Source organism: Kitasatospora sp. NPDC048545, from assembly GCF_040651155.1.
Classification (GTDB): domain Bacteria; phylum Actinomycetota; class Actinomycetes; order Streptomycetales; family Streptomycetaceae; genus Kitasatospora.
Genome location: NZ_JBEZIQ010000018.1, coordinates 24,639 through 47,854, shown reverse-complemented (window position 1 = coordinate 47,854; position 23,216 = coordinate 24,639). Strand labels below are relative to the sequence as shown.

Sequence of the window (23,216 nt, the reverse complement as noted above, 5' to 3'; positions counted from 1 at the left end):
GACCCACAGCCCCGAGAGGCCAGTTCGTCATGCCCGAGCTCTCCCGCCGTACCTTCGTCGGCGCCACCGCCGCGGCCGGCGCCACCGCCCTGACCGGTCTGGCCGGCGCGCCGGCCGAGGCCGCCCCGGCCCCAGCGCCCGGCACCACCACAGCCGCCCCGCTCACCGGCACCGTCAAGGACGTCAAGCACGTCGTCGTCCTGATGCAGGAGAACCGTTCCTTCGACCACTACTTCGGCACCTTCGCCGGCGTCCGCGGCTTCGGCGACAAGCAGGCGCTGCAGTTCCCGGACGGCACCGACGTGTTCCGCCAGCCCGACAGCCGGCGCAGCGACGGTGGCGCGATGCTGCCGTACCGGATGGACACCGACAGGTACAACGCGCAGAACGCCGGCGGCCTCCCGCACGACTGGGCGACCGGCCACCAGGCCATCAACAACGGCGCGATGAACAAGTGGGTCGCCGCCAAGGGCGAGCGCACCATGGGCTACTTCACCCGGGACGACATCCCCTACCAGTACGCCCTCGCCGACGCGTTCACCGTCTGCGATGCCTACTTCACCTCCCTGGCCGGCCCCACCGACCCCAACCGCCTCTACCTGTGGACCGGCACCTCGGGCCCCGGCCGCGACGGCACCACCGGCCCGTGGATCGACAACACCCCGGTCACCGACAACCCCGTCGCCGACTGGACCACCTACGCCGAGCGCCTGCAGGCGGCCGGCGTCACCTGGCGCGTCTACCACAACCCCAGCAAGGACGACCGCACCGGCGACTACGACGACAACGCGCTCTCCTACTTCAAGCAGTTCCACGCGTTCGGGCCCGACGACCCGCGCTACGTCAACGCGATGACCAAGTTCGACCCGGCCGACTTCGACCGCCACTGCAAGGACGGCACCCTGCCAACCGTCTCCTGGCTCGTCGCGCCCTACCTGTTCTCCGAGCACCCGGAGGCCGGCCCGGCCTACGGCGCGCACTGGGTCGACCAGGCGCTGCAGTCGCTGATGTCCAACCCGGAGGTCTGGCGGCACACCGTCTTCCTGGTCATGTACGACGAGAACGACGGCTACTTCGACCACATGGTCCCGCCGACCCCCGAGCCCGACACCCCGGAGGAGTTCACCCACGGGCGCGCCATCGGTCTCGGCAACCGCGTCCCACTCTGGGTCATCTCGCCCTGGTCGCGCGGCGGTTGGGTCAACTCCCAGGTCTTCGACCACACCTCGGTGCTGCGCTTCATGGAGGTCGTTACCGGTGTGGCCGAGCCCAACATCTCGGCCTGGCGCCGGGCCGTCTGCGGCGACCTCACCAGCTGCTTCGACTTCGCCGCCCCCGAGTACTCGATCCCGAAACTGCCCGACACCAAGGCCCTGATGGCCAAGGCCGACGCGGGCGTCAAGCTGCCCGGCGTCGTCCTGCCGGCGGCCGGCGCCCAGTCGATGCCCGTCCAGGAGCGCGGCGAGCGCCCGCACCGCCCGCTGCCGTACCAGCCGTGGGCCGACGCGGAGGTGGACCGGAAGACCGGCAAGGTCACCTGCACCATGACCAACGACGGGTCGGTGGCCTTCCCCTACACCGTCTACCCGAACATCCTGCTCCCCTTCGCGGGCACGCCGTACACCGTCGCCCCCGGAGCCACCGCCCGGTACGTCTGGGACGCGGCCGCCACCAACGGCCGCTACGACTTCACCGTCCACGGCCCGGACGGCTTCGTCCGCCGCTTCTCCGGCACCGTCGTCCGCGACGGGCAGGACGGCCAGAACGACGTCGGCGTGCCGATCGTCACCGCCGACCTGCGCGGCAACGGCCGGTTCACCCTCCAGCTGGCCAACGACGGCATGACCGACGTGGACTTCACCGCCGCGCCCAACGACTTCGCAGGCACCGCGCAGACCGTCCGGGTCAAGCCGGGCAAGCAGGTCGACCTGGCCTGGCCGCTGGACAAGCAGGGCCGCTACGACGTCGTCGTGACCGCCCACACCGGCCGGCGCTTCACCCAGCGCTACGCGGGCTGGGTGCACTGACCCACCTCCCCGCGGCCGGGGGCGCCGAACCGGTGACCCCCGGCCGTGGCTCGGCCCGACCGTCGGACCCCGCCGCTACCGTCGGGCGCATGCAGAAGATCAGCACCTTCCTCTGGTACGACGACCGGGCCGAAGAGGCCGCCGCCCTCTACACCTCGCTGCTCCCCGACTCCCGCATCACGCGCGTCACCCGCAACGGCGAGGCCGGCCCCGGCGCGGCCGGCACGGTCCTGACCGTCGAGTTCGAACTCGCCGGCCGGCCCTACGTGGCCCTCAACGGCGGCCCCCAGTTCACCTTCACCGAAGCCGTCTCGCTCCAGGTGGAGTGCGACGACCAGCGGGAGATCGACGAACTCTGGGCCAAGCTCACCGCCGACGGCGGCGAGCCCGGCCCGTGCGGCTGGCTCAAGGACCGCTTCGGCCTGTCCTGGCAGATCACGCCGCGCGTCCTGCTCGACCTGATCGGCGGTGAGGACCGGGCCAAGGCCGACCGTGTGGTGGCGACCATGCTGCAGATGCAGAAGCTCGACATCCAGCCCCTGCTCGACGCGGCCGGGGACTGACGCCGTGACCGCCCCCACCCACCGCGCCGTCGTCTACCTGCGGGCCACCCCCGAGCGGGTCTGGCACGCGCTCACCAACGCCGACGAGTCCGGCCTCTACTGGGGCCACCGCAACGTCTCGACCTGGCTGCCCGGCGCGCCCTGGGAGCACCGGCGCACGGACGGCTCCGGGACCGCCGACGTCGCCGGCACCGTCGAGGCGGTCGACCGTCCGCACCGGCTGGTCACCACCTGGGCCGGCCCCGACGAGCGGCGCCCCGGCGGGCCCTCCCGGGTCACCTTCGACCTCGACGGCTGGCAGGACCTCACCCGGCTCACCGTCACCCACGAGGACCTGGCCGACGAGGCCGAACGGGCCGACGCGGAACGGGGCTGGGCGGCGGTGCTCTCCAACCTCAAGACCTACCTGGAGACCGGCCACCCGCTCCCGCAGCCGCCCTGGCTGATGCCCTGAACCGCGAAGCCCCCTGAACCCCGAGGTCCCTGAACCCCGAGGTCCCTGAACCGCGAAGCCTCCGCAGCCTCGACGCCCCCGCAGTCTCGACACCGCGCCGCAGCACACCACCCCGGCCCCGCCGAGCCGGCGGCCCCCGTCGCGGATCAGCGCCCGGCCTCCGCCGCCGGGCGCCCCGTCGTCTCCCGCCGCTTCCGCCCGCGCCGCTCCCGCCACCGCTCGCCGCGGAGGAAGCGGCGCAGCCCGGCGAACCGCGCGAAGCGTTCCCGGTTCGCCACCGACGCCCGGTCCAGCTCCTCCATCAGCCGGTGGCCGCGGTGCTCCAGGTCCAGCTCGTCCAGGATCCGGTCCACCTCGGCCAGCATCGCGCCGTGCAGCTGCCAGGCCTCCGGGTGCTCCTGCACCTTGCGCAGCAGCACCTGGGCGACGTTCTCCCGGCAGACCCAGGCCGCCGCCAGCTCGGAGGTGAGCCGGGTCTCCGCCTCCTCCGCGCTGCTGCTCACCTGGGTGGTCACCAGCACCGCGAAGCTCACCAGCGCCCCGCCGACGTGCTCCAGCAGTTCCTCCAGGCCCACCGCGACGTCCGGCGGGAAGAGCCGTTCGCCGGGCGTGCGCCGCTTGGCCAGGTCGGTCAGCGAGCGGGCCAGCACCCGGATCACCACGACGCAGATCTCCAGGGTGTCCAGACCGGTGCGCAGCACCAGCCGGGACAGCAGCCCCTCGCTGATCCGCGGGTTGAACCGCAGGCTGTCCTCGGCCTGCCGGAGGGCGGCGTCCACCTCGGCGATCGCCTGGTCCAGCCGGCGGGCCTCGTGCAGCCGCTCGGCGGCCCGGGCGACCGGGGTGGGGCGGCCCAGTTCGTCGGCGATGTCGAGCAGCAGCTGGCGGGCCCGCCGGGCGAGGTCCTCGATGGACTCCCCGGCGGTGTCCACCCAGACCGGCGGTGCGAAGAGCAGGTTGAACAGCAGGCCGACGGCGGCGCCGATGAGCGTCTCCAGCACCCGGTCCCAGGCCTGCGAGGCCAGTTTGGTGACGCCCAGGATCAGCATCGCGCTGATCGCGACCTCCTGGACGAACTCCTCGACCCGGACGAACCGGCCGACGACCAGCGAGGCCAGGATGATCAGTCCGAGGCTCCACCAGGAGAGCCCGACCACGGCGCTGAAGCCGATGGCGATCAGCACCCCGACGACCACCGAGTTGACCCGGCGGACGCTGGTCTTGAGGGTCGAGTAGACGGTGACCTGGACGACCAGCAGCGCGGTCAGCGGCGCCGTCAGCGGGGCGGGCTCGCTGCTGAGCTGCGTGGCCACCGCGAAGGCGATGGTGGCCGCGACCGTGGCCCGTACGCTCTGGACCACGAAGGGTTCCCGCGCGCTGCGGCGGATCAGGGCCGTGAGGGACTCCGGGATAAGGGCCATGTCGCCCTTCTTCCCCGTCACCGCCCTTCACACCGCCCCGTGGCCCGCCCGGCACCCGTATGAACCCGTGCGCCCGGTGGGAACGGCGGACACGGCTCGCCAGTCGCTGTCCGGCCTATTCGCCGCGGTTGAAGCGGAGCTTCCAGGGGGCGAGGGCGGACTCGACCTGCACGCCGACGCTCATCTTCGAGGCGCCCTCGATCCGCTCCTCGAAGCGGATCGGCACCTCGCGGATCGTCAGTCCCCGCTTGACGGCCCGGTAGTTCATCTCGACCTGGAACGAGTAGCCGTTGCTCTGCACGGTCGGCAGGTCGATGGCGCGCAGGGTGCTCGCCCGCCAGGCCTTGAACCCGGCGGTGGCGTCCTTGACGCCCAGACCGAGGATGGTGTTGACGTAGAGGTTGGCCCAGGCGGACAGGGCCTTGCGGTGCCAGGGCCACTCGGCGGCGGTGGAGCCGCCGGTGACGTAGCGGGAGCCGATCACCACGCCGGTGTCGTCGGTGAGCAGGGTCCGCACCATCTCGGGTATCGCCGAGGCCGGGTGCGAGAGGTCGGCGTCCATCTGGACCACGACGTCGGCGCCCTCGGCGAGGGCCCGGTCCATCCCGGCCAGGTAGGCGCGGCCGAGGCCGTTCTTCTCGGTGCGGTGCAGCACGCCGACGGTGCCGCCGGAGTCCGCGGCGAGCTTGTCGGCGATCTCGCCGGTGCCGTCGGGCGAGTTGTCGTCGACCACCAGCAGGTGCAGGTCCGGCAGCGGGAGCTCGGCGAGCAGACCCGCGAGGACCGGGAGGTTCTCCCGCTCGTTGTACGTGGGCACGACGACAACGACCTTGGGGGAGGCCTCGACCATGTTCTGATTCCCTTGTGCCCTCGCCGGTCGGCACCTGTGCCGCACCGGTCCGTTCTGCGTGGACGACCTGCGCTGGTTGGACCGTGCGAGTGTATCGGGGCTGCGGGCCTGCTCCGGCCGTGGACGGTGGGCCGGAAGTCCGTTCGATCACGATGGGGTGCGGTGCCGGGCCGCCCCGGTCCGGTCGGCCGGCCCGGAGAATTCCCGCGGCGTTCCGTCGGGGGCGGCCGGGCCGGGGTGGTCAGGCCGGGCCGTGGACGGAGCCCAGGTTGTCCTGGGCCGGGTGGGTGAGGGCGGCCGGGCCGGCGGCGAAGGTACGCAGCACGTTCTCGGTGACCCGGCGGACCAGGTCCCCGGCCCGGGCGTCGATGCCGTGGTCGGCCGGGCCACCGGGGCCTCGGGCGTCGAGGGTCTCGACCCAGCGCATCGTGCCCGAGGCGAAGACCCCGGCGCCGCTCGGCACGGTGTGGTAGGCGGTGTCGGCGTGGGAGGGACGGCCCTCGCAGACCACGGGGGAGTGGGCGATCACCTCGATCGGGCGCGGGGTGGGGAAGCCGGTGTCCACCCGGTCGTACTCGACGCCGACCAGGTGCGGGAAGGAGTCCCCGGCCGCGACGCCCGTCCCCTCGAAGGCCCAGTGCCCGGGGGAGGAGACCACGTACGGGGCGTCCACCGGGTAGCCGTCGTAGATCACGCCGAGCATCGAGCTCTCCGGGTCGGCGCCCGGGCCCGCGCGGAAGTCGGTGGTCGCCGGGGCGCCCGCCTGGTGGCCCGGGTCCTGCGCCCAGGCGTCCTTGTAGCAGACCACGGTGCGGTCCGGGCCGAGGTCGGTGGGCTCGAAGCGCACCCGCCGGAAGCAGCAGTTGGCGCCCAGGATCGCCAGGTTGGTCCCGGCGTCGCGGGCCGCGACCACTGCGGCGCGCTGCTCGGGGGACCAGTACTCGTCGTGGCCCAGGGACACGACGGTGGTGGCGCCGGCCAGCAGCCCCGGCGCGCGGGCCACGTCGATGCCGGTGGTGTAGGCGAGTGGCAGGCCCAGCCGCTCGGCGAGGGCGATCAGCGGCGCCTCGTAGACCAGGAACAGCCCGGCGCCGTGGTCGTAGTCGTACGGCCGGTCGAAGACGACCTTCAGCGAACGGGTGGCCAGGCCGCCGGTGGGGCCGTTGTAGAGGCTGTGCCCGCCCCACTCGTTGTAGGCCTGCCAGGTCGCCGGGGCGCTCATGACCACGGTCCGGCCGGTGGTGGTGGCGGAGCGCACGGTGAGCGGGACGTAGCGGTGGCCGGAGCCGTCCTCGGTGTCCAGGCGCAGCAGGTAGGCGCCCGCGGGCCAGCCGGCGGTGTCCACGGTGAGGGTGCGCTGCCAGCCGGTCAGCACGGTGCGCGTCGTCGGGTCGACGTGCGGCGCGGGCTGCCCGGTGCCGGGGACGTGCCGGCGGCGCCAGACCAGGCGGGCGCGGGCGCCGCCGTACCAGCCCATCCGGTAGGCGGAGACGGTGAAGGCGCCGGCGGGGGTGGAGACGTGCAGGCCGAAGGGCTCCCCGGGCAGCACGCTGACCCGGTCGGCGAAGCCCTCGATCGCGGATTCCGGGCCGGGGTCGGTGATCTCCCAGCCGGGAGTGCCGGGCCGGGCCCGTTCGTCCTTCAGGTCGTCCGCAGGCCCGGGGGGCTGCGCGCCGCCGTCACCCGTGGCGGGGCCGGTGGGCCGGCCGTCGGAGGGGTGCGGGGCCGGCGCCGCCTCCGGCTGGCGGGCCCCGCAGGAGGAGGCGGCGGCCGCCATCAGACCCAGGCCCAGAATCCCCCGCCGGCTCGGTACCGTCACCGCGGCCTCCCTGTGGTTCGCAGTCGTGCCGGCCGGCCCGTGCCGATCCGGGGCGTCGACCCGGAGTGTCAACCCGGAGCGTCAACGCGCGCGGACATCCTTACCCCGTCCGGCGGCCGCGTCCGGGCCAACGCGCCGGGCCGCCGCACACGGCCGCCCGCAGCCCGCCGTCCGGGGGGCCGTACGGGCGCACCGCGGCGTGTTGCCCCGCGCGGTCCCGGGCCGCGGAGACCGGGTCACCTAGCCTGACCGGGCCCGCCGTCCGGCGGCCGCAGGGGGCCCGGGCCGGCGCGCGGCCGGCCGATTCGTGGACAGGGGTGCACGTGGTCTCGTCGGGTTCGGCCGAACCGGGGATGCCCTCCCGGACCAGGCGCGGGTGGTTCCGGGCGTGGATGCTCGAAGGCCTGGCGGACATGGCCAAGCAGCACCCCGGCCCGCACGCGCAGGCCCCGCACGTGAAGGGCCAGCGCTGGTGGCGGGTGATGTGCCTGACCGGCCTCGACTACTTCTCCACGCTCGGTTACCAGCCGGGCATCGCCGCCCTCGCGGCCGGCCTGGTCTCGCCGATCGCCACCGTCGTGCTGGTGATCGTCACCCTGCTCGGCGCGCTCCCGGTCTACCGGCGGGTCGCCAAGGAGAGCCCCCATGGCGAGGGCTCGATCGCGATGCTGGAGCGGCTGCTGTCGTTCTGGCAGGGCAAGCTCTTCGTGCTCACCCTGCTGGGCTTCGCGGCCACCGACTTCATGATCACCATCACCCTGTCCGCCGCCGACGCCAGCGCGCACCTGGTGGAGAACCCGCACCTGAACAGCGCGCTGACCGGCAAGCAGGTCATGCTGACCCTGATCATGATCGCCCTGCTCGGCGCGGTCTTCCTCAAGGGCTTCGGCGAGGCCATCGGCCTGGCCGTGGTGCTGGTCGCGGTCTACCTCGCGCTCAACGTCGTCGTGGTGGTCGACGGGCTCTACAACGTGCTCAAGGCCCCGCACCTGTTCAGTGACTGGACCTCGGCACTCCTCGCGGAACACGGCAACGCGCTCGCCGTCGTCGGCGTCGCGCTGATCGTCTTCCCCAAGCTCGCGCTCGGCCTCTCCGGCTTCGAGACCGGCGTCGCCGTGATGCCGCACATCGAGGGCGACCCCGACGACACCGAGGAGAAGCCGACCGGCCGGATCCGGGGCGCCCGCAAGCTGCTCACCACCGCCGCCGCGATCATGAGCTGCTTCCTGATCACGACCAGTTTCATCACCACGCTGCTCATCCCGCCCGCGGCCTTCGAGCCGGGCGGCGCGGCCAACGGGCGCGCGCTCGCCTACCTCGCCCACGAGTACCTCGGCAGCGCCTTCGGCAGCATCTACGACCTGTCCACGATCGCCATCCTCTGGTTCGCCGGCGCCTCCGCGATGGCCGGGCTGCTCAACCTGATGCCGCGCTACCTGCCCCGCTACGGCATGGCCCCGCACTGGGCGCGCGCCGTGCGGCCCACCGTCATCGTGCTCACCCTGATCGCCTTCCTGGTCACCTGGATCTTCGACGCCAACGTGGACGCCCAGGGCGGCGCCTACGCCACCGGTGTCCTGGTACTGATCAGCTCCGCCGCGATCGCCGTCACCATCGCCGCCCACAAGGCCGGACAGCGCCGCTGGCGGGCCGGCTTCGCCGTGATCGCCGCGGTGTTCCTCTACACCACGGCGGTCAACATCGCCGAGCGGCCGGACGGCGTCAAGATCGGTGCCTGCTTCATCGCGGGTATCATGCTGCTCTCCTTCCTCTCCCGGCTGAAGCGGGCCTTCGAACTGCGCGTCACCGACGTGGTGCTGGACGACGTCGCGGAACGGTTCGTCCGGGACTACATGCACCGCCCGCTGCGGCTGATCGCCAACGAGCCGAACAGCCGGGACCTCGCCGAGTACCGCGACAAGATCCGCCAGATCCGCACCGACAACGACATCCCGCCCGAGGACGACCTGGTCTTCGTCGAGGTCACCGTGCTCGACCCGTCGGACTTCGAGGCCGAACTGACCGTGCGCGGCGAGGTGCTGCACGAGCGCTACCGGGTGTTGTCGCTGGAGAGTTCCAGCGTGCCCAACGCGCTGGCCGCCCTGCTGCTGCAGGTGCGCGACCTGACCGGGCAGCAGCCGCACATCTACTTCGAGTGGACCGAGGGCAATCCCTTCGCCCAGTTCCTGCGGTTCTTCCTGTTCGGCCAGGGTGAGATCGCACCGGTGACGCGCGAGGTGCTGCGCGAGGCCGAACCGGACCGCCTGCGGCGTCCGTCCGTGCACGTGGGCTGACCGGCGCCCCCGCCGGGCGGCAGCCGCCCGGCGGGCCGGGGGTCCGCGCAGGGGGCGTGGCGCGGCGGGTCGGCGCCGTGGAGGTGGCGCGGGGGATCCGGCCGTCGCGGTGTCAGCGGTTCGGGTGGGACCTGCTCCAGGCGGGGGCGACGAGGGCCACCAGGCCCACGGCGAAGGCCAGCTGCAGGATGTGGCGGATCCAGTCGATGCCCGAGGTGTGACGGACACCGACCCAGCCGGAGACCGCGTTGCCGAGCCAGGCCCCGGCGGCGCCGAGCAGCATGGTCAGCCACCAGGGGATCGACTGCGGCCCCCGCAGGATCAGCTTGGCGAGGACGCCCAGCACGAAGCCGATGAGCAGAATCCACAGGAGCTGGAACATCGCGGTCCACCTTCCGGGCGCGACCGGCGCGCCGAATCGCCGAAGACGCGGCTCGTCCCATGATCACCCGGATCGGCCGAACGGGCATGTCGGAGGAGATCGCCGCAGGTCACGGACGCGGGGCCGGGGTGAGTCGGGTACGGAGGGGCGAGAACGCGCCGCCAGTCGGGCCGGAAAGTCGCTGTCCGTCCACCCACTGACACGGATAGGAATGGGCGGTGATGCGGAGGTCCCGCGTCATCGAGAGGAGCCCGCCCCGTGATACGTCTCCGTGCCGCCGCGCTGACCCTCGGCGCTGCCGCCGCCGCACTCACCCTCACCATGGGAACGGCCCAGGCCGCACCCGGCGACACCAGCACCATGTGCTCCTCCTCGCTCACGCCCGGCGGCTACGTGGACGTGCAGTGGTGGAACAGCGGCGGCTGCGGCTCCGGGTTCAACCCGAACACCAAGAAGATCATGCAGCTCACCGGCTACCCGGTCGGCACCGTGGTCAACGCCTGCGCCTCGACCTGGCCGCCCGACGGCTGGACCATCGTCAGCAGCTTCTACAGCGTCGGCTGTCAGTACTCCGCGGTGCCGAGCTTCGACAAGAACTCCTGGCAGCTGAAGCGCGTGTCCTGACGGCTGCGCACGACCTGCGGCGGTGCGGGGCCTCGGCGGTCCAGCACCGCTGTCAGCGGTCCCGCACCGCTTCGACGGCCTCGCGGACATCCGGGTGCGGATCGTCCGCGAGGCCGTCCAGCAGTTCGGCGGTGCCCGGGGTGGACCAGGAACCGACGGCCCAGACCAGTTCCTCGCGCACGCCGGGATCGGGGTGGCCGGCCAGGCGGGCCAGGGCGCCCACCGGGCCCCGGCGGCGCATCCCGAACCAGTGCAGGGCGGCCCGCAGTTCGGCCGGGTTGCCGGGATCGCCGGCCGCCCCGATCCGGGCCAGCAGTACGGGCACCGGCGGCGGCGGTCCGTCCAGCGGGTGCGGGTGGCGCTCGCGCAGCCGGCGGCCGCCGTACTCGCCGCGGATCCGGCAGCCGAAGCAGGTGCACGGCCGGGTGCCGTGGGCGTTCGGCAGGTAGCGCCAGCCGGCGACCTGCGGCACGGCGCGGATCCGGTGCACCTCGCGGGCGCCCACCGCACGTGGCAGGAAGACCTCCCAGCCGCGCGGGTCGGCCAGTGCGCCGATCCGCCGGACCGCCTCCGCCGCGGACACCGACTGTTGTGCGCTCCTGGCCCGGTCGCGGTAGTGCCCGGCCAGGACCTCCTGCGCGTCGTCCAGCCGGACGTGCACCGCGACCAGCGAGCCCTTGGGCCCGAACCGGGCCAACTCGCGCAGCCACTGGTGGGTCAGCGTGTACGAGGGCAGCACGGGGAAGCAGTACAGCCCGCGCGCGCCGTCCTGGCCCCGGCTGTCCGCTCGGATCCCGGCGCGGCGGATGCGCGGCGCGTCGGCCGCGGAGGTGAGGTGCACGAACATCGCCATGGGGCGCGATGGTAGTGGGTGGCCGGGCGCGGTCCGAGGGATTTTCCGGGCGCCCGGCCGGGGACGGTCGAGGTCGGGGTCGGGGTCGGGGTCGGGGCCTGGGCCGGTCGGCGTGGTCGGGGCTGTGGTGGGCGATCGGGCCGGCTGTGTGGTCAGGCCTGCCCGGCGCGGCGCTCGATCAGGGCGGCCAGGCCGTCCAGGATGCGTTCCAGGCCGAAGTCGAAGGCCTGGTCGCGTCCGCCCGGCTCGGCCATGGCGGCCGCGACGGCGGGGTAGCGGTCGGCGTGCTGCCGCACCACCGTGCCGAGGACGGCGAGGAGTTCGGCCTCGGGGGAGCCGGCGGGGCCGGCGGTGCGGGACTGTTCGGCGATCCCGCGCACGTGCCCGGCGAGCAGGACGGCGGCGTCCATCCGCTCGGGCCCGGTCAGGCCGTGGCCGTCGAGCGCGGCCACCACCCGCTCCAGCCACATGAGTTCCTTCGGGCCAATCACCCGGGGGCCGACGGTGGCGTCCAGCAGCCACGGGTGCCGGGCGAAGGAATCGGTCAACTGGGCTGCCCAGGCGGTGAGTTGCTCTCGCCAGTCGGCCGCGTCCGCAGGTGCCCCGGGCTCGCCGACGGCCGATTCGACCATGAGGGCGACCAGTTCGGCCTTCCCGGGGACGTAGCGGTAGAGCGACATCTTGGTGAAGTCGAGCAGGCCGGCCACCTTCTGCATCGACACCGCCCCCAGGCCCTCCGCGTCGGCGACCTCGACGCCTGCCGCCGCGATGCGCTCCGGGGTGAGAGCCGGCTTCGGCCCCCGGGTCGGCTTGGCCGGCGGGCCCCAGAGCAGCCGCACCGTGTCGTTCGCCGTCTCGTTCGCCGTTCCGCTCATCGTCCGCTTCCGTCCTGGGGTGCTCCGTGCCGGGGCGCTCCGTACCGGGCCGGGCACGGCTCCGCCCCGGGCCTTCCCGGGCCCGGGGCGGGCGTTCCGCCCGTTCGGCCTCGGGGGTTGCCCATCCACCTCAACTGTGTTTACCGTACACAGCAACAAACAGTGTCCGTCGGACACAGTTTCTGACCTCCGGACGGAGTGGTTCCCGTGAACACCAGGATCCTGATCTCGGGCGCGAGCATCGCCGGCCCCGCACTCGCCCACTGGCTGGTCCGGTACGGCTTCGAGGTCACCGTCGTCGAGCTGGCTCCCGCGCTGCGCGACGGCGGCCAGGACGTCGACTTCCGCGGCCGCACCCACCTGACCGTGCTGGAACGGATGGGCGTGCTCGACGAACTGAGGGCACTCGGCACCGGCGGCAGCCCGATGACCTTCGTGGACGCCGACGGTCGCCGACTGCTGCACCTGCCCGCCGAGTTCGCGGGCGGCGACCTCGAAATCCCGCGCGGGGAACTCTCCCGGTTGCTGCACCGGCACAGCAGTGCCCGCGCCGAGTACGTCTTCGGAGACTCGATCACCGCGCTGGAGGAGACGCCGAGCGGGGTCCGCGTCGCCTTCCGGCACGGCGCGCCCCGCGAGTTCGACCTGGTGATCGGCGCCGACGGGCTGCACTCCACCGTCCGACGGCTCGCCTTCGGCCCGGAGGAGCGCTACGTCCGCCACCTCGGCTACTACGCGGCCACCTGGCAGCTGCCGAACGAACCCGGGCTGCCCGCCGGATCCGTGGGCCTGAACGTCCCCGGCCGGCTGATGTCCGTCGGCGCCGCCCACCGCGACCCGAGCCGGGCGGGCGCCTTCTGCCTGTTCGCCTCGCCCGAACTGTGCTACGACCGCCACGACCCGGCACAGCACAAGGCACTCGTCCGGGCCGCCTTCGCGGGCCTCGGCTGGCGGGTGCCGCACCTGCTGGAGCGCCTGGACGCCGCCCCCGAGGTGTACTTCGACTCGATCAGCCGGGCCGACGTGCCCGCCTGGTCGAGCGGCCGGATCGCCCTGATCGGCGACGCCGCCTGCGGTGCGACCATCGGCGGCATGGGCACCGGCACAGCGGTGGTCGCCGCGTACGTCCTGGCGGGCGAGCTGGTCCGGGCGCGCGGCGACCACCGCACCGCCTTCGAGCGCTACGAGAAACTGCTGCGCGGCTACGCGCAGGGCTGCCAGAAGGGCGGCGACCGCACCGGACCGTTCCTGGCACCGCGCACCGCGACCGGGCTGCGGTTCCGCAACGCGGTGCTGAACCGGCGGTGGGCGCTGGAGAAGATGCTGGAACTCGGGAAGCAGGTCAGCAGCGTCGAACTGCCGGACTACGGGGCGGAGCGGTCGGGTGCGGCCGGCCCTGCGGGTCGGTCGGGTTCAGCGGGGTGAGCGGGTTCAGTGGGGTGAGCGGGTTCAGTGGGGTGAGCGGACTCAGTGAGGTGGGCGGACTCGGTGGGGTGGGCAGGTTCGGCAGGGTGAGCGCGATGCGTGGGTCGAGCGGGCGGAGTGGGTGGCGGGGTGTGCACGGGCTGGGCGGTCGCTGCTGCAGGGGCGGGTTCAGTGCGGCGGGGTGATCCTGACACCGTTGTCCAGGAGCGCCTCCACCTGGACGGCCGAGCGCGCGGGGCGCTCGACGGCGAGCGTCCGGTCCGGTGCGGTCCGGTCGGTGGACCAGTCCGGCCCCTTGACGGTGAACCGGTGACGCGGCGACTGCCCGCCGCCAGCAGGAACTCCGTGCCCTGCGGCGAACGCCACCACGTCCAGGCCGCCGTGTCCTGCTCGAACCGGCTGCACGCCCGGCCCGGGCCGCCGCCGGTGCGCTGCGGGCCGCGGCCCGCGGGTAGGACGACGGCGGTGGCCGCGCTGCCCTCGCCGTTCCAGCGGTCGGCGCGCAGACAGACCCAGGCGGCCGAGCCCGCGTTCTGCGGCAGCGGCTGGACGGCGAAGGCCCACAGGTTGAGCTGCTTGACGCCCGGCTTCCCGTCCGGGACGGCACAGCCCGCCCGGGCCCAGGCCTGCAGCGCTTCCTGAGCCGTCGCCTCGCGCGGCTCCCGGGCCGGCTGCGGGGACCGGCCGCGGTCCGGCGGCACGGTCGAGCGGCTTCAACGGCACCCTGCTCGACGGCCGGGCTCACGCCGGGCCGGACACCCCGCGTTTGTGGGCGAGCCGCCCGCCGGCCGAGGCCCCGACCCCACGCGTCGGAACAGCCACGGCCATCCGCGACCATTCGCCGTCGGCTGCGGGGCGGTTTCGCACGACTGACCCCTGAGGGGAGGGGCCCCGGACGGGTGAGGCCCTTGTGTGGACCCCGGACGGGTAGGGCCGTGACCGGCGGACGGGTCCGTGTCGGGCCACGTCGGGCCACGTCGGGCCACGTCGGTCCGTGTCGGGTCCGTGTCGGGTTCGTGTTCGAGGTGCGAGGCCCAAGGTCCCACCCGTTCGGCCCCTTGGCCCCTGGCGGTCCGCGCCGCCACACGCCATGCTGCCGGTAACCGGCCGGGACGATCCGCGCCCGGTCGGACCAGCACCGTTGGACGAGGTGAACCGGCGTGCGGCATGCCACCGTCGAATCCGTGATGACCAGCCCCGTGGTCCTGGTCTCGCCCGAGACCGGGTTCCGGGAGATCGTGACGCTGCTGAGCGAGTACGACATCACCGGGGTACCGGTGGTGGACCCGGAAGGGCGGCCGCTCGGCGTCGTCTCGGAGGCCGACCTGCTGCGCACCCTGGCCGCGCAGGACGACCCGGGCAGCCTGCTGCCGGCCCCCGAGTCGGCGCAGGTGGGCCCGGACGGCGAGGTCACCGCCGCCGACCTGATGACGGCCCAGCCCGTCTGCACCACACCAGGGGTGAGCGTGGTCGCGGCGGCCCGCACGATGAGCCGGCACGGGCTGAAGCGGCTGCCGGTGCTGGACGAGGAAGGGCGGGTCGTCGGCATGGTCAGCCGGGGCGACCTGCTGCGGGTGTTCCTGCGCGAGGACACGGTGATCCGGCGGGAGATCGTCGAGGAGGTGCTCGGCCGGATCGAAGGCGTCAGCCCGGCGGAGATCGGGGTGGAGGTCAGCCAGGGCCGGGTGGTGCTCAGCGGCACCGTGCCCGAGCCGCATCTGGTGCCGATCGTGCTCAACCTGTGCCGCTCGGTGGACGGCGTGGTCTCCGTGACCGACCGGCTCGGCGCCGGGGGCGCGGCGACGGTCGGCTGACGGGCCGAGCCGGCCGGGCGGGGCCGATCGGGCTGATCCGGTTGGTCGGACGGGTCCGGCAGGTGGCGTCGATCGGGATGATCGGGCTCGCCGGGTGAGTCCGGCCGGTCGGGCTGCAGCGGTCCGGCAAGTGGAGCCGGTGGCTGTCGGTCCGTCTCGGACCTGGGCGGTCCGCTTCGCATACAGCGGACCGTACCGGGTAACTCACTCTGTGTGCCCGGCCGATCGGACTGCCGGGGCACCCGGGCACCGGGGAGGCGGCCGTGACAGTCGTGTTCGACGCGGACTTCACTTCGACCAGGCAGTGGACCACCGGGCGCAGCAGCGCCTATCCCCAGATGGGGCCGACCAACCGGAGCGACCACAAACTCGATTACCTCGTCCGCGGCTACTGCCCCGGCGGGGTGTTCACCGCCACCCGGCGGCACACCGGTGGCCTGTGGAACTGCAACCTGCTGACCACCGAGGGCAGTCCGGACGGCTTCCAGGTCCGCGCCGGGGACGTGCTGTCGGCGCGCGTGACGCTGCCCGTTCAGCTGGGGGCCTGGCCGGCGATCTGGACCTGGCGGGACGGTGGCAACGAGGTCGACGTCTTCGAGTACCACCCCGACAACCCGGACCTGCTGGAGATCTCCAACCACGTCCGGGGCGGCTTCCGGTACTGGCACGGCGGCGGCGCGGGGATCGGCCCCGGGGCGACCTTCGGCCTGCGGGTGGTGCTCGGCGCGAACTCGGTGGACTGGTACGTCGAGGACGAACTGGTCTACGCGGACCTGCACGGGGTTGGTGCCGGCTGGCACGCCTACCTGATCGTCAACCTGTCGGTGGCGGACGGGACGTACCACGACCGGCCGCCGAGCGGCGGGCCGGACCGGCTCAGCTGGGTCTGCCACAGCCTGCAGGTGGAGCGCTGAACCAAGGCTGAGGGAGTTCCGGTTCGGTGGCAGGGCTGGGCTGGGCTGGGCGGGCCGGGATCGGGGTTGGGTGGGTCCAGGCCGTTCGGGTCCAGGCCGTTCGGGTCCGGGTCGTTCGGGTCCGGGGTTCGGCGGTCGCGGCCGGTACGCCCCGCCTGGCCCGGCGGGCCAGGCCGGTGCGGCCGGTGCAGCCCATGACTCAGGGTGCGAAGGCGGCGGTGATCGGGCCGTGCGGGCCGGTGCGCTGGAACCAGACCGCACGGCGGTCCGGGCCGATGTGGGCGGGGTCGGTCACGTACAGGTCGTCGTGCGGGGCGCGCTCGTTGCCCGGCGCGAGCGCCGCGTCCACGGCGCGGTCGGCGAGTGCGTGCAGCAGGGCCGTCGCGGTGGCCTCGGCGGCGGTCGGCGCGATGGCGAGGGCGGTGAGTTCGGCCCAGAGCGCGGTGTCGACGTAGGCGATCGGGGAGTGGCCGAGGGTCGGGTGGGGGCTGGGGTCGGCGTGGCGCCGCAGCACCCCGGCGGCGACGAGCTGCTCGGGGGAGCGGCCGTCGTGGGGCGGGTGGTGGGTCGTGCGTGCGTGCCGGTTCACGAGCGGCACGCTACCCCGTGGACTTCGGGCCCGGCCGCCGAAACGTTTTCTCAGGCTTTCTTCACAGCACTTTCACCGGTGCCGGGCGCACGATGGTGGTAAGGCGCTGATCACCTCGGTGGGCCCGGACGGGGCCGGAGGAGGAGGTCCTGATGAGGCACTGGCATGGGTACGGGCACGGCCACGGCATGGGCGGCTGGGGCATCGGGTTGATGGTGATCGGGTCGCTGCTGGTCCTGGCGCTCCTGGTGCTCGCCGCCGTCGCCCTGTTCCGCTACGTTTCGCGCTCGCGGCAGCCGGTCCCGCCGGCGACTGCGGCACCGGGCGTCTCCGGTGGCGGCGGGCACGGCGCGGGCGGCCCGAGCGGCTGGGCGACCGGCCCGGCCCCGGAACAGGTGCTCGCGGAGCGGTTCGCCCGGGGCGAGATCGACGCCGAGGAGTACCGGCACAGACTGGAGACGCTGCGCTCGGCGAACGGGCCGGGTGGCGGTGGCCCTGCGGGTGGTGCCCCGGGGAGTGGTACGCCCGCCGGCGGTTCGCCCGGCCCCGGCGGCCCCGGTGCGGGGGAGTAGGAGCCCGGAGCGTGGTGCGGGACGGGCCCGCCGCACGTCCAGTGCGGCGGGCCCGGTGCGTCTGCGGAGCCCCGGGGTCGAATCGCGTCCCGAGGGCGACGGTTGCCCGACCGGTTGCCCGGCCGGCCGGCGGACCGGTTACTCGACGACCAGCTCGACCGGGATGTTGCCCCGGGTGGCGCGGGAGTACGGGCAGACCTCGTGCGCCTGCTTGACCAGCAGCTCGCCGGTCTCGCCCGCGAGTGTGTCGGGCAGCTCGACGCGCAGCACGACGGCGAGGCCGAAGCCGGAGCCGTCCTTGCCGATGGACACCTCGGCGGTCACCGAGACCTCGCTGGTGTCCACCCGGGCCTGCCGGCCGACCAGGCCGAGCGCACTGGCGAAGCAGGCGGCGTAGCCGGCCGCGAACAGCTGCTCGGGGTTGGTGCCCTGGCCGTTGCCGCCGAGCGCCGGCGGCATCGCCAGCGCGAGGTCCAGCTGGCCGTCGGAGCTGACGGCACGGCCCTCCCGGCCGTTGGCGGTGGCGGCTGCGGTGTAGAGCGCGTCCATGGTCGGTCCCCTTCGTGGTGCTTCGTGTGCTCGGTGGCGGACGGGCCGGGGGCCGCCGTCGTTCTTGCGGTCCGTCCGTGCCCTGCCGTGGCACAAGTAGAGCACACAATTCAATTGCGCACAACTCAATGGCGTGCGCGTCATCGGTACGATGGGTCCATGACCACGCTTCCCGGCATGGCGGACGAGGAACTGCTCCGCCTCGACCAGCAGATCTGCTTCTCGCTCAACGCGGCCTCCCGCGCCTTCGGCGGCGTCTACCGGGTGCTCCTTCGGGACCTCGGGCTGACCTACCCGCAGTACCTGGTCATGCTGGTGCTCTGGGAGGACGGCGAACTGCCCGTCAAGCGGATCGGCGAGCGCCTGCGGCTCGACTCCGGCACGCTCTCCCCCCTGCTCAAGCGGCTGGAGGCGGCCGGACTGGTCCGTCGTGAACGCAGCCCGCAGGACGAGCGGTCGGTCACCGTCGCGCTCACCGCCGAGGGGACGGCGCTGCGCGAGCGGGCCGGACAGGTCCCGCGGCGGCTGCTCGCCGCGACCGGGCTGCCGGTCCGGGACCTCGCGGAGCTGCGCGGGCTGCTGGAGCGGGTCACTGCCGCGCTGGACTCGGCGGCGGTGGAGCCCGCCCCGTAGGTCCCGGCCCGGGTGGTGGCCGCCGGTTTCGCCGAGGCGGTGTCGCCCTCCGGCGTCGCGGCGCGGCACCCCCGTGCGTGCGCGGGTGGCTGCCGGGCCGCGGTCGAGCTGCCGGTGAAGCGGCCGGGCTGCGGTGCCGACGGCGCGGGTCGGGCGTGGCTGCGAGGTGGTGCGGCGGGCTTGTCAAGCCGGCGTCGCGGGCAGTGTGATCTGGGTCACTCGGTCGGCGTTCCGATGGGATCGGCGGGCTCGAATCGGCAGGTCAGTGGGGTTGTTCGAAAGTGAACGGAAACGTTCGCCAATTGTCCGCCCGATCCGGTCAACATCCCCGGCCCCCCGGACGGTTACACGACGAGCCCCCAAAGGGCCGTCGGCGTGCCACCCGGTGAGCCGGCCAGCTGACCCACGAAAAGGGGGGCGTGCGTGAACACTTCCGGGCCGGGCGAGGAGCGGGGCCTGCGGGCGGACCCGCTCGGCGACCTGCCGAACGACTTCGAGGCCTTCTTCACCCGCGAGAACCTCGGCTACCTCCGCTACGCCCGACAGCGGCTGCGTCACCGCGAGGACGCCCAGGATGCGGTGCAGAACGCCGGTGCCACGCTCTACAAGAACTGGCGCCGCGCCCTGGCCAGCGCCGATCCGCAGGCCTTCGCCTTCAAGGTCGTGAAGGACGCGGTGGTGGACGTCCTGCGCGACCGCCGGCGCACCGAACGCAAACGGCTGCGGGTGATCGCCCAGCGCCGTCCCGACACCAGCCAGGACGAGCTGGACGAACTCGCCGAACTGGACGCCCTGGACTGGGCGATGGACGAGCTTGCGCGGGCTGCCCCGGTCCAGGCCGACGTGGTCCGGCTGCGCCAGGCGGGCCTGTCCTACCACGACATCGGCCGGTCGCTCGGGATCGCCCACACCACCGCCCGCACCTACTACAGCCTCGGGCGCCGCCACCTGGAGTACCTGCTGGAGCATCCGGACGAGGAGGACGCGGAGGCGTGAGCGCCGTGACGTGGGGGTCGTGACGTGAGGACGCAGGCATGAGGACGCGGACATGAAGGCGGATGCATGAGGGTGGACGCATGAGGGTGGACGCATGAGGGTGGCGACGTGAGCGCCGGGGACGCGAGGGTCGGGGACGCGCGGGGCGCATGCGGGGACGTCGGGGACACGAGGGACGGATGCGCGGACGTCGGGGACATGAGGGGTGGAAGCGCCGACGTCGGGGAGACGAGGGTCGGTGACCTGCTGCGGGCACACTCCGCCGAGCTGGAACGGGAGTTCGGCGACCACGACCCGGTGGCCTTCACCCGACGGCTGGCCGAGCGGCTCGCCGCCGCCCGACGGCCCGCCCCCACCGTGCGGGAACGTCCGGCCCGTCCGCCGGCAGCGGCCCGACCGCCGCACGCTCCGGCGTCGGGGTCGAGCCCGGGCGTGGGATTGGGGCCGGGTGCGGGGCCCGGTCCGGGGCCGTGGCCGGGCTGGGGTTCGGCGCCGGGCGGCCTACCGGGAGCGGGTTCGCTGTCGGGTGCGGGGCAGTCCCCCTGGGCCGGGGGCAGGGCGGAACTCCGGCGGGACCTGCGGCACCTGTGCGCGGGCGTCGCGGGCGCCGTGACGCCGGGGGAGCTGGCCCTCGACCTCGAACTCGCCGAGAAGACCGCCTTCCGCACCCTCGGCTGTCTGCTGTACGGGATGGGGCGCACAGCCGACGGCGTCTTCTGGTGGCGGATAGCGGCCCAGTACGGGGACCAGCTGGCGGTGCACTGCCTGGCCGTGCACTACACCGCCGAGGGGGAACGGCGGGACGCGGCGCGCTGGGCCGCCCAGGCCCAGGACCTCAGCGCCCCGGGCCGGTTGCCGGACCTGGCGCAGGAGGTGCGGCCGGGGGGAGCGGCCGAGCTGGCCCGCGTGCTGTCGGAGCGCTACGACGGGGAAATCCTGTTGACGCTGCGGGAGGCGGTGGCGGCACGCCCGCGGCCGGACCCCGCGCGGCTGGGTGTCCGGGCCGTGCGGGGCAGGGGGGTGGTGCGGATCCGCTGAGGCGGCCCTGGGAGAACCGCCGATCGCGTGGGTCGGTCGAGGCCGGGGCACACGAGCCCCGAGAGGGCGTCGCCCAGGTAACCGGCGCAGAGCACGGCTGGGGCCGTGGTCAGGACCGCGGCCTGATGGGCGGCCCGTCCGGGCCCGCCACTTGCCGAGGATCCGGCCCGCGCGGCGGGACGGGCGCGCAGCCGGACCGCGAGCGGCAGTAGCGAGCCGAGCGTGCCGAGCGTCACCAGCGGCGCCGCAGCCTCAGCTCCGGAGCCGGTCGCGGTTTGGCGGCGGCGGTGACCGTGGCGGTGGCGTCGATCGAGGCGGCGCCTCCGACGGCCGGGAGGAGTGCGGTCGGACTGCCCACGGCCAGTGCCGGGCGAGGCCCGCGGATCTGGCGGGCGGGTAGCGGTCGAGGGCCGCAGCCAGGCGGGCGGCGCTGTGACGTGACCCGCGCGCGGCCGGTCGTGCCACTGCCGGGGGCGTTCGGTGGACGGCAGGAGCGGCGCGCCGAGGGCGAGCTTGAGTCAGGACGACCAGGGGGCGTGGTCTGGACGCGGTGCGCCGTCAGCTGCCGGCCGCCGGCCGCCGGGGTGACGGACACCGGCGGCCGGCGAGGCCGACCACCGGCCGGCCGTGAGGGCGAGGCCGTTGGTGCGGCCGCGCGGGGTGCCCAGGATGTGGATGACGGTGATCACCGGCAGCGGGCAGAGCGCGACCGCCACCGCCGGCATCGAACCGACTGCTTCACCCATTCCCGGGCCTGCCTTCCTGTGGCCGGGCGCACGTACGCCATTCGGCTACGGCAGGGCCGGGCCTGCACGGCCGGTGCCGCCATTCGGGTGATGGTGGAGAGGGCGCGGGGCGGGCGCGGCGGGTGGCGTCGGCGGGTGGGTCGGTAGCCGGGCCCGGGGGCGCGGTGGCGGGCCGGTCCGCGGGTGGGCCCGTGGGCGCGTCGGATGGTTGGAACGGTGGAGGCCGTCGCACCGGTGTGGTGCGACGGCCTCCCCGGACGCGTCGGCTCCGTCGGCCGGGGCGAGCCGGTCAGTCGGTGCCGGACTCGATCGCCGCGTGGTCGAGCGCGGTGGACTCCTCCGCGTCGCCGGTGCCCGCGGCGATGGGCGCGGCCCCGCCCGGAGCGAGCTCGCCGATCAGGCCGCTCCACGGCGCCAGCTGGCCGTGCACCGCGTACTGCTCCAGCTTGCTGCGCGAGTCGGCGATGTCGAGGTTGCGCATGGTCAGCTGGCCGATGCGGTCGTCCGGGACGAACGCGGCGTCGACGCTGCGCTCCATGGACAGCTTCTCGGGGTGGTAGCTGAAGTTGGAGCCCTGGGTGTCGATGACCGAGTAGTCCTGGCCCCGCCGCAGCCGCAGCGTCACACTGCCCGTGACCGGGTGGCCGATCCAGCGCTGCATGCTGTCCCGGAGCATCAGCGCCTGCGGGTCGAACCACCGACCCTCGTAGAGCAGCCGGCCGAGGCGCCGGCCCTGGGTGTGGTAGGTGGCGAGGGTGTCCTCGTTGTGGATGGCGTTGAGCAGCCGCTCGTAGGCGATGTGCAGCAGCGCCATGCCGGGGGCCTCGTAGATGCCGCGGCTCTTGGCCTCGATGATCCGGTTCTCGATCTGGTCCGACATGCCCAGGCCGTGGCGCCCGCCGATGCTGTTGGCCTCGTGGACCAGGTCGACGGCGTTGGCGAACTCCTGGCCGTTGATCCGGACCGGGCGGCCGAACTCGAACTCGACGGTGATGTCCTCGGTCCGGATCTCGACCTCCGGGTCCCAGAAGGCCACGCCCATGATCGGGCTGACGATCTCCATCGAGGCGTCCAGGTACTCCAGCCGCTTGGCCTCGTGGGTGGCGCCCCAGATGTTGGCGTCGGTGGAGTAGGCCTTCTCGGCGGAGTCCCGGTACGGCAGGTCGCGCTCGGCGAGCCACTCGGACATCTCCTTGCGGCCGCCGAGCTGGTCGACGAACGCCTGGTCCAGCCACGGCTTGTAGATCCGCAGGCTGGGGTTGGCGAGCAGGCCGTAGCGGTAGAACCGCTCGATGTCGTTGCCCTTGTAGGTGGATCCGTCGCCCCAGATGGAGACCTCGTCCTCCTGCATGGCGCGGACCAGCAACGTGCCGGTCACGGCGCGGCCGAGCGGGGTGGTGTTGAAGTACGTCTGGCCGGCGGAGCGGATGTGGAACGCACCGCAGGCGAGTGCGGCCAGGCCTTCCTCGACCAGCGCGGCCCGGCAGTCGACCAGCCGGGCCTGCTCGGCGCCGTACGCGCGGCCCCGGGCCGGGACGTCGGCGAGGTTCGGCTCGTCGTACTGGCCGATGTCGGCCGTGTAGGCGTAGGGGAAGGCACCGTGCTCGCGCATCCACGCGACGGCGACGGAGGTGTCCAACCCACCGGAGAATGCGATGCCGATCCGTTCACCGACCGGCAGCTTGCTCAAGACCTTCGACATGGATGCACCCTTGACCCGCGCTGGCGGGCTCCTGAATCAGCGATGTGTGACGGAATTCGGCGTATTCGATCCGATG

General features: G+C 73.6%; 23 protein-coding genes. 12 read left to right on the top strand and 11 right to left on the bottom strand.

Annotation, left to right across the window (positions count from 1 at the left end; all coding sequences use genetic code 11):
* Positions 1-29: 29 nt before the first annotated feature.
* From AB0D10_RS18780 to AB0D10_RS18770, 3 genes are all read left to right on the top strand, one after another.
* A complete protein-coding gene (locus tag AB0D10_RS18780; RefSeq protein ID WP_360257410.1) occupies positions 30-2,027 on the top strand; it encodes a phosphocholine-specific phospholipase C in 1,998 nt (665 codons plus the stop codon).
* Positions 2,028-2,116: 89 nt separating this feature from the next.
* On the top strand, positions 2,117-2,590 hold the full coding sequence (locus AB0D10_RS18775) for a VOC family protein (protein ID WP_360257408.1): 474 nt from the start codon (positions 2,117-2,119) through the stop codon (positions 2,588-2,590).
* A 4-nt stretch (positions 2,591-2,594) separates the two neighbouring features.
* Positions 2,595-3,044, top strand: a complete 450-nt coding sequence (locus AB0D10_RS18770) for an SRPBCC family protein (RefSeq protein WP_360257406.1) — start codon at positions 2,595-2,597, stop codon at positions 3,042-3,044.
* A gap of 146 nt (positions 3,045-3,190) precedes the next feature.
* Here the strand turns inward: AB0D10_RS18770 and AB0D10_RS18765 are convergent, their stop codons facing one another.
* The 3 genes from AB0D10_RS18765 to AB0D10_RS18755 form a co-directional block, all read right to left on the bottom strand.
* On the bottom strand, positions 3,191-4,465 hold the full coding sequence (locus AB0D10_RS18765; protein ID WP_360257404.1) for an aromatic acid exporter family protein: 1,275 nt from the start codon (positions 4,463-4,465) through the stop codon (positions 3,191-3,193).
* A 115-nt stretch (positions 4,466-4,580) separates the two neighbouring features.
* Entirely contained in the window at positions 4,581-5,315 is a 735-nt protein-coding gene (locus tag AB0D10_RS18760) for a polyprenol monophosphomannose synthase (protein ID WP_360257402.1), read from the bottom strand.
* A gap of 241 nt (positions 5,316-5,556) precedes the next feature.
* Positions 5,557-7,092, bottom strand: coding sequence for a N,N-dimethylformamidase beta subunit family domain-containing protein (locus AB0D10_RS18755; protein WP_360257650.1), 1,536 nt, complete (start codon positions 7,090-7,092; stop codon positions 5,557-5,559).
* 395 nt (positions 7,093-7,487) lie between these two features.
* Here AB0D10_RS18755 and AB0D10_RS18750 point away from each other — a divergent pair, with 395 nt between their 5' ends.
* On the top strand, positions 7,488-9,428 hold the full coding sequence (locus AB0D10_RS18750; RefSeq protein WP_360257399.1) for an amino acid transporter: 1,941 nt from the start codon (positions 7,488-7,490) through the stop codon (positions 9,426-9,428).
* Positions 9,429-9,540: 112 nt separating this feature from the next.
* Here AB0D10_RS18750 and AB0D10_RS18745 read toward each other — a convergent pair whose 3' ends face one another.
* The gene (locus AB0D10_RS18745) at positions 9,541-9,810 is read right to left on the bottom strand and encodes a GlsB/YeaQ/YmgE family stress response membrane protein (protein ID WP_360257397.1); all 270 of its coding nucleotides are present in this window, start codon (positions 9,808-9,810) and stop codon (positions 9,541-9,543) included.
* A 258-nt stretch (positions 9,811-10,068) separates the two neighbouring features.
* Here AB0D10_RS18745 and AB0D10_RS18740 point away from each other — a divergent pair, with 258 nt between their 5' ends.
* Positions 10,069-10,434, top strand: coding sequence for a hypothetical protein (locus AB0D10_RS18740; protein ID WP_360257394.1), 366 nt, complete (start codon positions 10,069-10,071; stop codon positions 10,432-10,434).
* 52 nt (positions 10,435-10,486) lie between these two features.
* Here AB0D10_RS18740 and AB0D10_RS18735 read toward each other — a convergent pair whose 3' ends face one another.
* Both AB0D10_RS18735 and AB0D10_RS18730 read right to left on the bottom strand, forming a co-directional pair.
* Positions 10,487-11,287, bottom strand: coding sequence for a HEAT repeat domain-containing protein (locus tag AB0D10_RS18735; RefSeq protein WP_360257391.1), 801 nt, complete (start codon positions 11,285-11,287; stop codon positions 10,487-10,489).
* A gap of 152 nt (positions 11,288-11,439) precedes the next feature.
* Positions 11,440-12,162, bottom strand: coding sequence for a TetR/AcrR family transcriptional regulator C-terminal domain-containing protein (locus AB0D10_RS18730; protein WP_360257389.1), 723 nt, complete (start codon positions 12,160-12,162; stop codon positions 11,440-11,442).
* A 207-nt stretch (positions 12,163-12,369) separates the two neighbouring features.
* Here AB0D10_RS18730 and AB0D10_RS18725 point away from each other — a divergent pair, with 207 nt between their 5' ends.
* A complete protein-coding gene (locus AB0D10_RS18725; protein ID WP_360257387.1) occupies positions 12,370-13,587 on the top strand; it encodes an FAD-dependent monooxygenase in 1,218 nt (405 codons plus the stop codon).
* Positions 13,588-13,755: 168 nt separating this feature from the next.
* On the opposite strand, the gene AB0D10_RS18720 is transcribed toward AB0D10_RS18725, so the two are convergent.
* The gene (locus AB0D10_RS18720; protein ID WP_360257384.1) at positions 13,756-13,992 is read right to left on the bottom strand and encodes a hypothetical protein; all 237 of its coding nucleotides are present in this window, start codon (positions 13,990-13,992) and stop codon (positions 13,756-13,758) included.
* A gap of 782 nt (positions 13,993-14,774) precedes the next feature.
* Here AB0D10_RS18720 and AB0D10_RS18715 point away from each other — a divergent pair.
* Together AB0D10_RS18715 and AB0D10_RS18710 are read left to right on the top strand one after the other, a co-directional pair.
* Entirely contained in the window at positions 14,775-15,401 is a 627-nt protein-coding gene (locus AB0D10_RS18715) for a CBS domain-containing protein (protein WP_360257382.1), read from the top strand.
* Positions 15,402-15,664: 263 nt separating this feature from the next.
* Positions 15,665-16,315: a beta-glucanase gene (locus AB0D10_RS18710; protein WP_360257379.1), complete on the top strand. Its 651-nt coding sequence runs from the start codon at positions 15,665-15,667 to the stop codon at positions 16,313-16,315.
* A gap of 199 nt (positions 16,316-16,514) precedes the next feature.
* On the opposite strand, the gene AB0D10_RS18705 is transcribed toward AB0D10_RS18710, so the two are convergent.
* Positions 16,515-16,904, bottom strand: a complete 390-nt coding sequence (locus AB0D10_RS18705; RefSeq protein ID WP_360257376.1) for a hypothetical protein — start codon at positions 16,902-16,904, stop codon at positions 16,515-16,517.
* A 152-nt stretch (positions 16,905-17,056) separates the two neighbouring features.
* Here AB0D10_RS18705 and AB0D10_RS18700 point away from each other — a divergent pair, with 152 nt between their 5' ends.
* Positions 17,057-17,476 (top strand): SHOCT domain-containing protein, encoded by a 420-nt coding sequence (locus tag AB0D10_RS18700; RefSeq protein ID WP_360257374.1) that lies wholly within the window; start codon positions 17,057-17,059, stop codon positions 17,474-17,476.
* Between the two features lie 138 nt (positions 17,477-17,614).
* Here the strand turns inward: AB0D10_RS18700 and AB0D10_RS18695 are convergent, their stop codons facing one another.
* Positions 17,615-18,025, bottom strand: coding sequence for an organic hydroperoxide resistance protein (locus AB0D10_RS18695; RefSeq protein ID WP_360257372.1), 411 nt, complete (start codon positions 18,023-18,025; stop codon positions 17,615-17,617).
* A 159-nt stretch (positions 18,026-18,184) separates the two neighbouring features.
* On the opposite strand from AB0D10_RS18695, the gene AB0D10_RS18690 reads away from it, so the two are divergent.
* The 3 genes from AB0D10_RS18690 to AB0D10_RS18680 all read left to right on the top strand — a co-directional run bounded on the left by AB0D10_RS18690 (position 18,185) and on the right by AB0D10_RS18680 (position 20,692).
* Positions 18,185-18,658: a MarR family transcriptional regulator gene (locus AB0D10_RS18690; RefSeq protein WP_360257369.1), complete on the top strand. Its 474-nt coding sequence runs from the start codon at positions 18,185-18,187 to the stop codon at positions 18,656-18,658.
* 423 nt (positions 18,659-19,081) lie between these two features.
* A complete protein-coding gene (locus tag AB0D10_RS18685) occupies positions 19,082-19,654 on the top strand; it encodes a sigma-70 family RNA polymerase sigma factor (RefSeq protein WP_360257367.1) in 573 nt (190 codons plus the stop codon).
* A gap of 198 nt (positions 19,655-19,852) precedes the next feature.
* Entirely contained in the window at positions 19,853-20,692 is an 840-nt protein-coding gene (locus tag AB0D10_RS18680; RefSeq protein WP_360257364.1) for a hypothetical protein, read from the top strand.
* A gap of 518 nt (positions 20,693-21,210) precedes the next feature.
* Here AB0D10_RS18680 and AB0D10_RS18675 read toward each other — a convergent pair.
* Positions 21,211-21,438, bottom strand: a complete 228-nt coding sequence (locus AB0D10_RS18675; protein WP_360257362.1) for a hypothetical protein — start codon at positions 21,436-21,438, stop codon at positions 21,211-21,213.
* Positions 21,439-21,727: 289 nt separating this feature from the next.
* Positions 21,728-23,140 carry an argininosuccinate synthase gene (argG, locus tag AB0D10_RS18670; RefSeq protein ID WP_360257360.1) on the bottom strand — a complete coding sequence of 471 codons (1,413 nt, stop codon included), beginning with the start codon at positions 23,138-23,140 and terminating at the stop codon, positions 21,728-21,730.
* Positions 23,141-23,216: the final 76 nt, after the last annotated feature.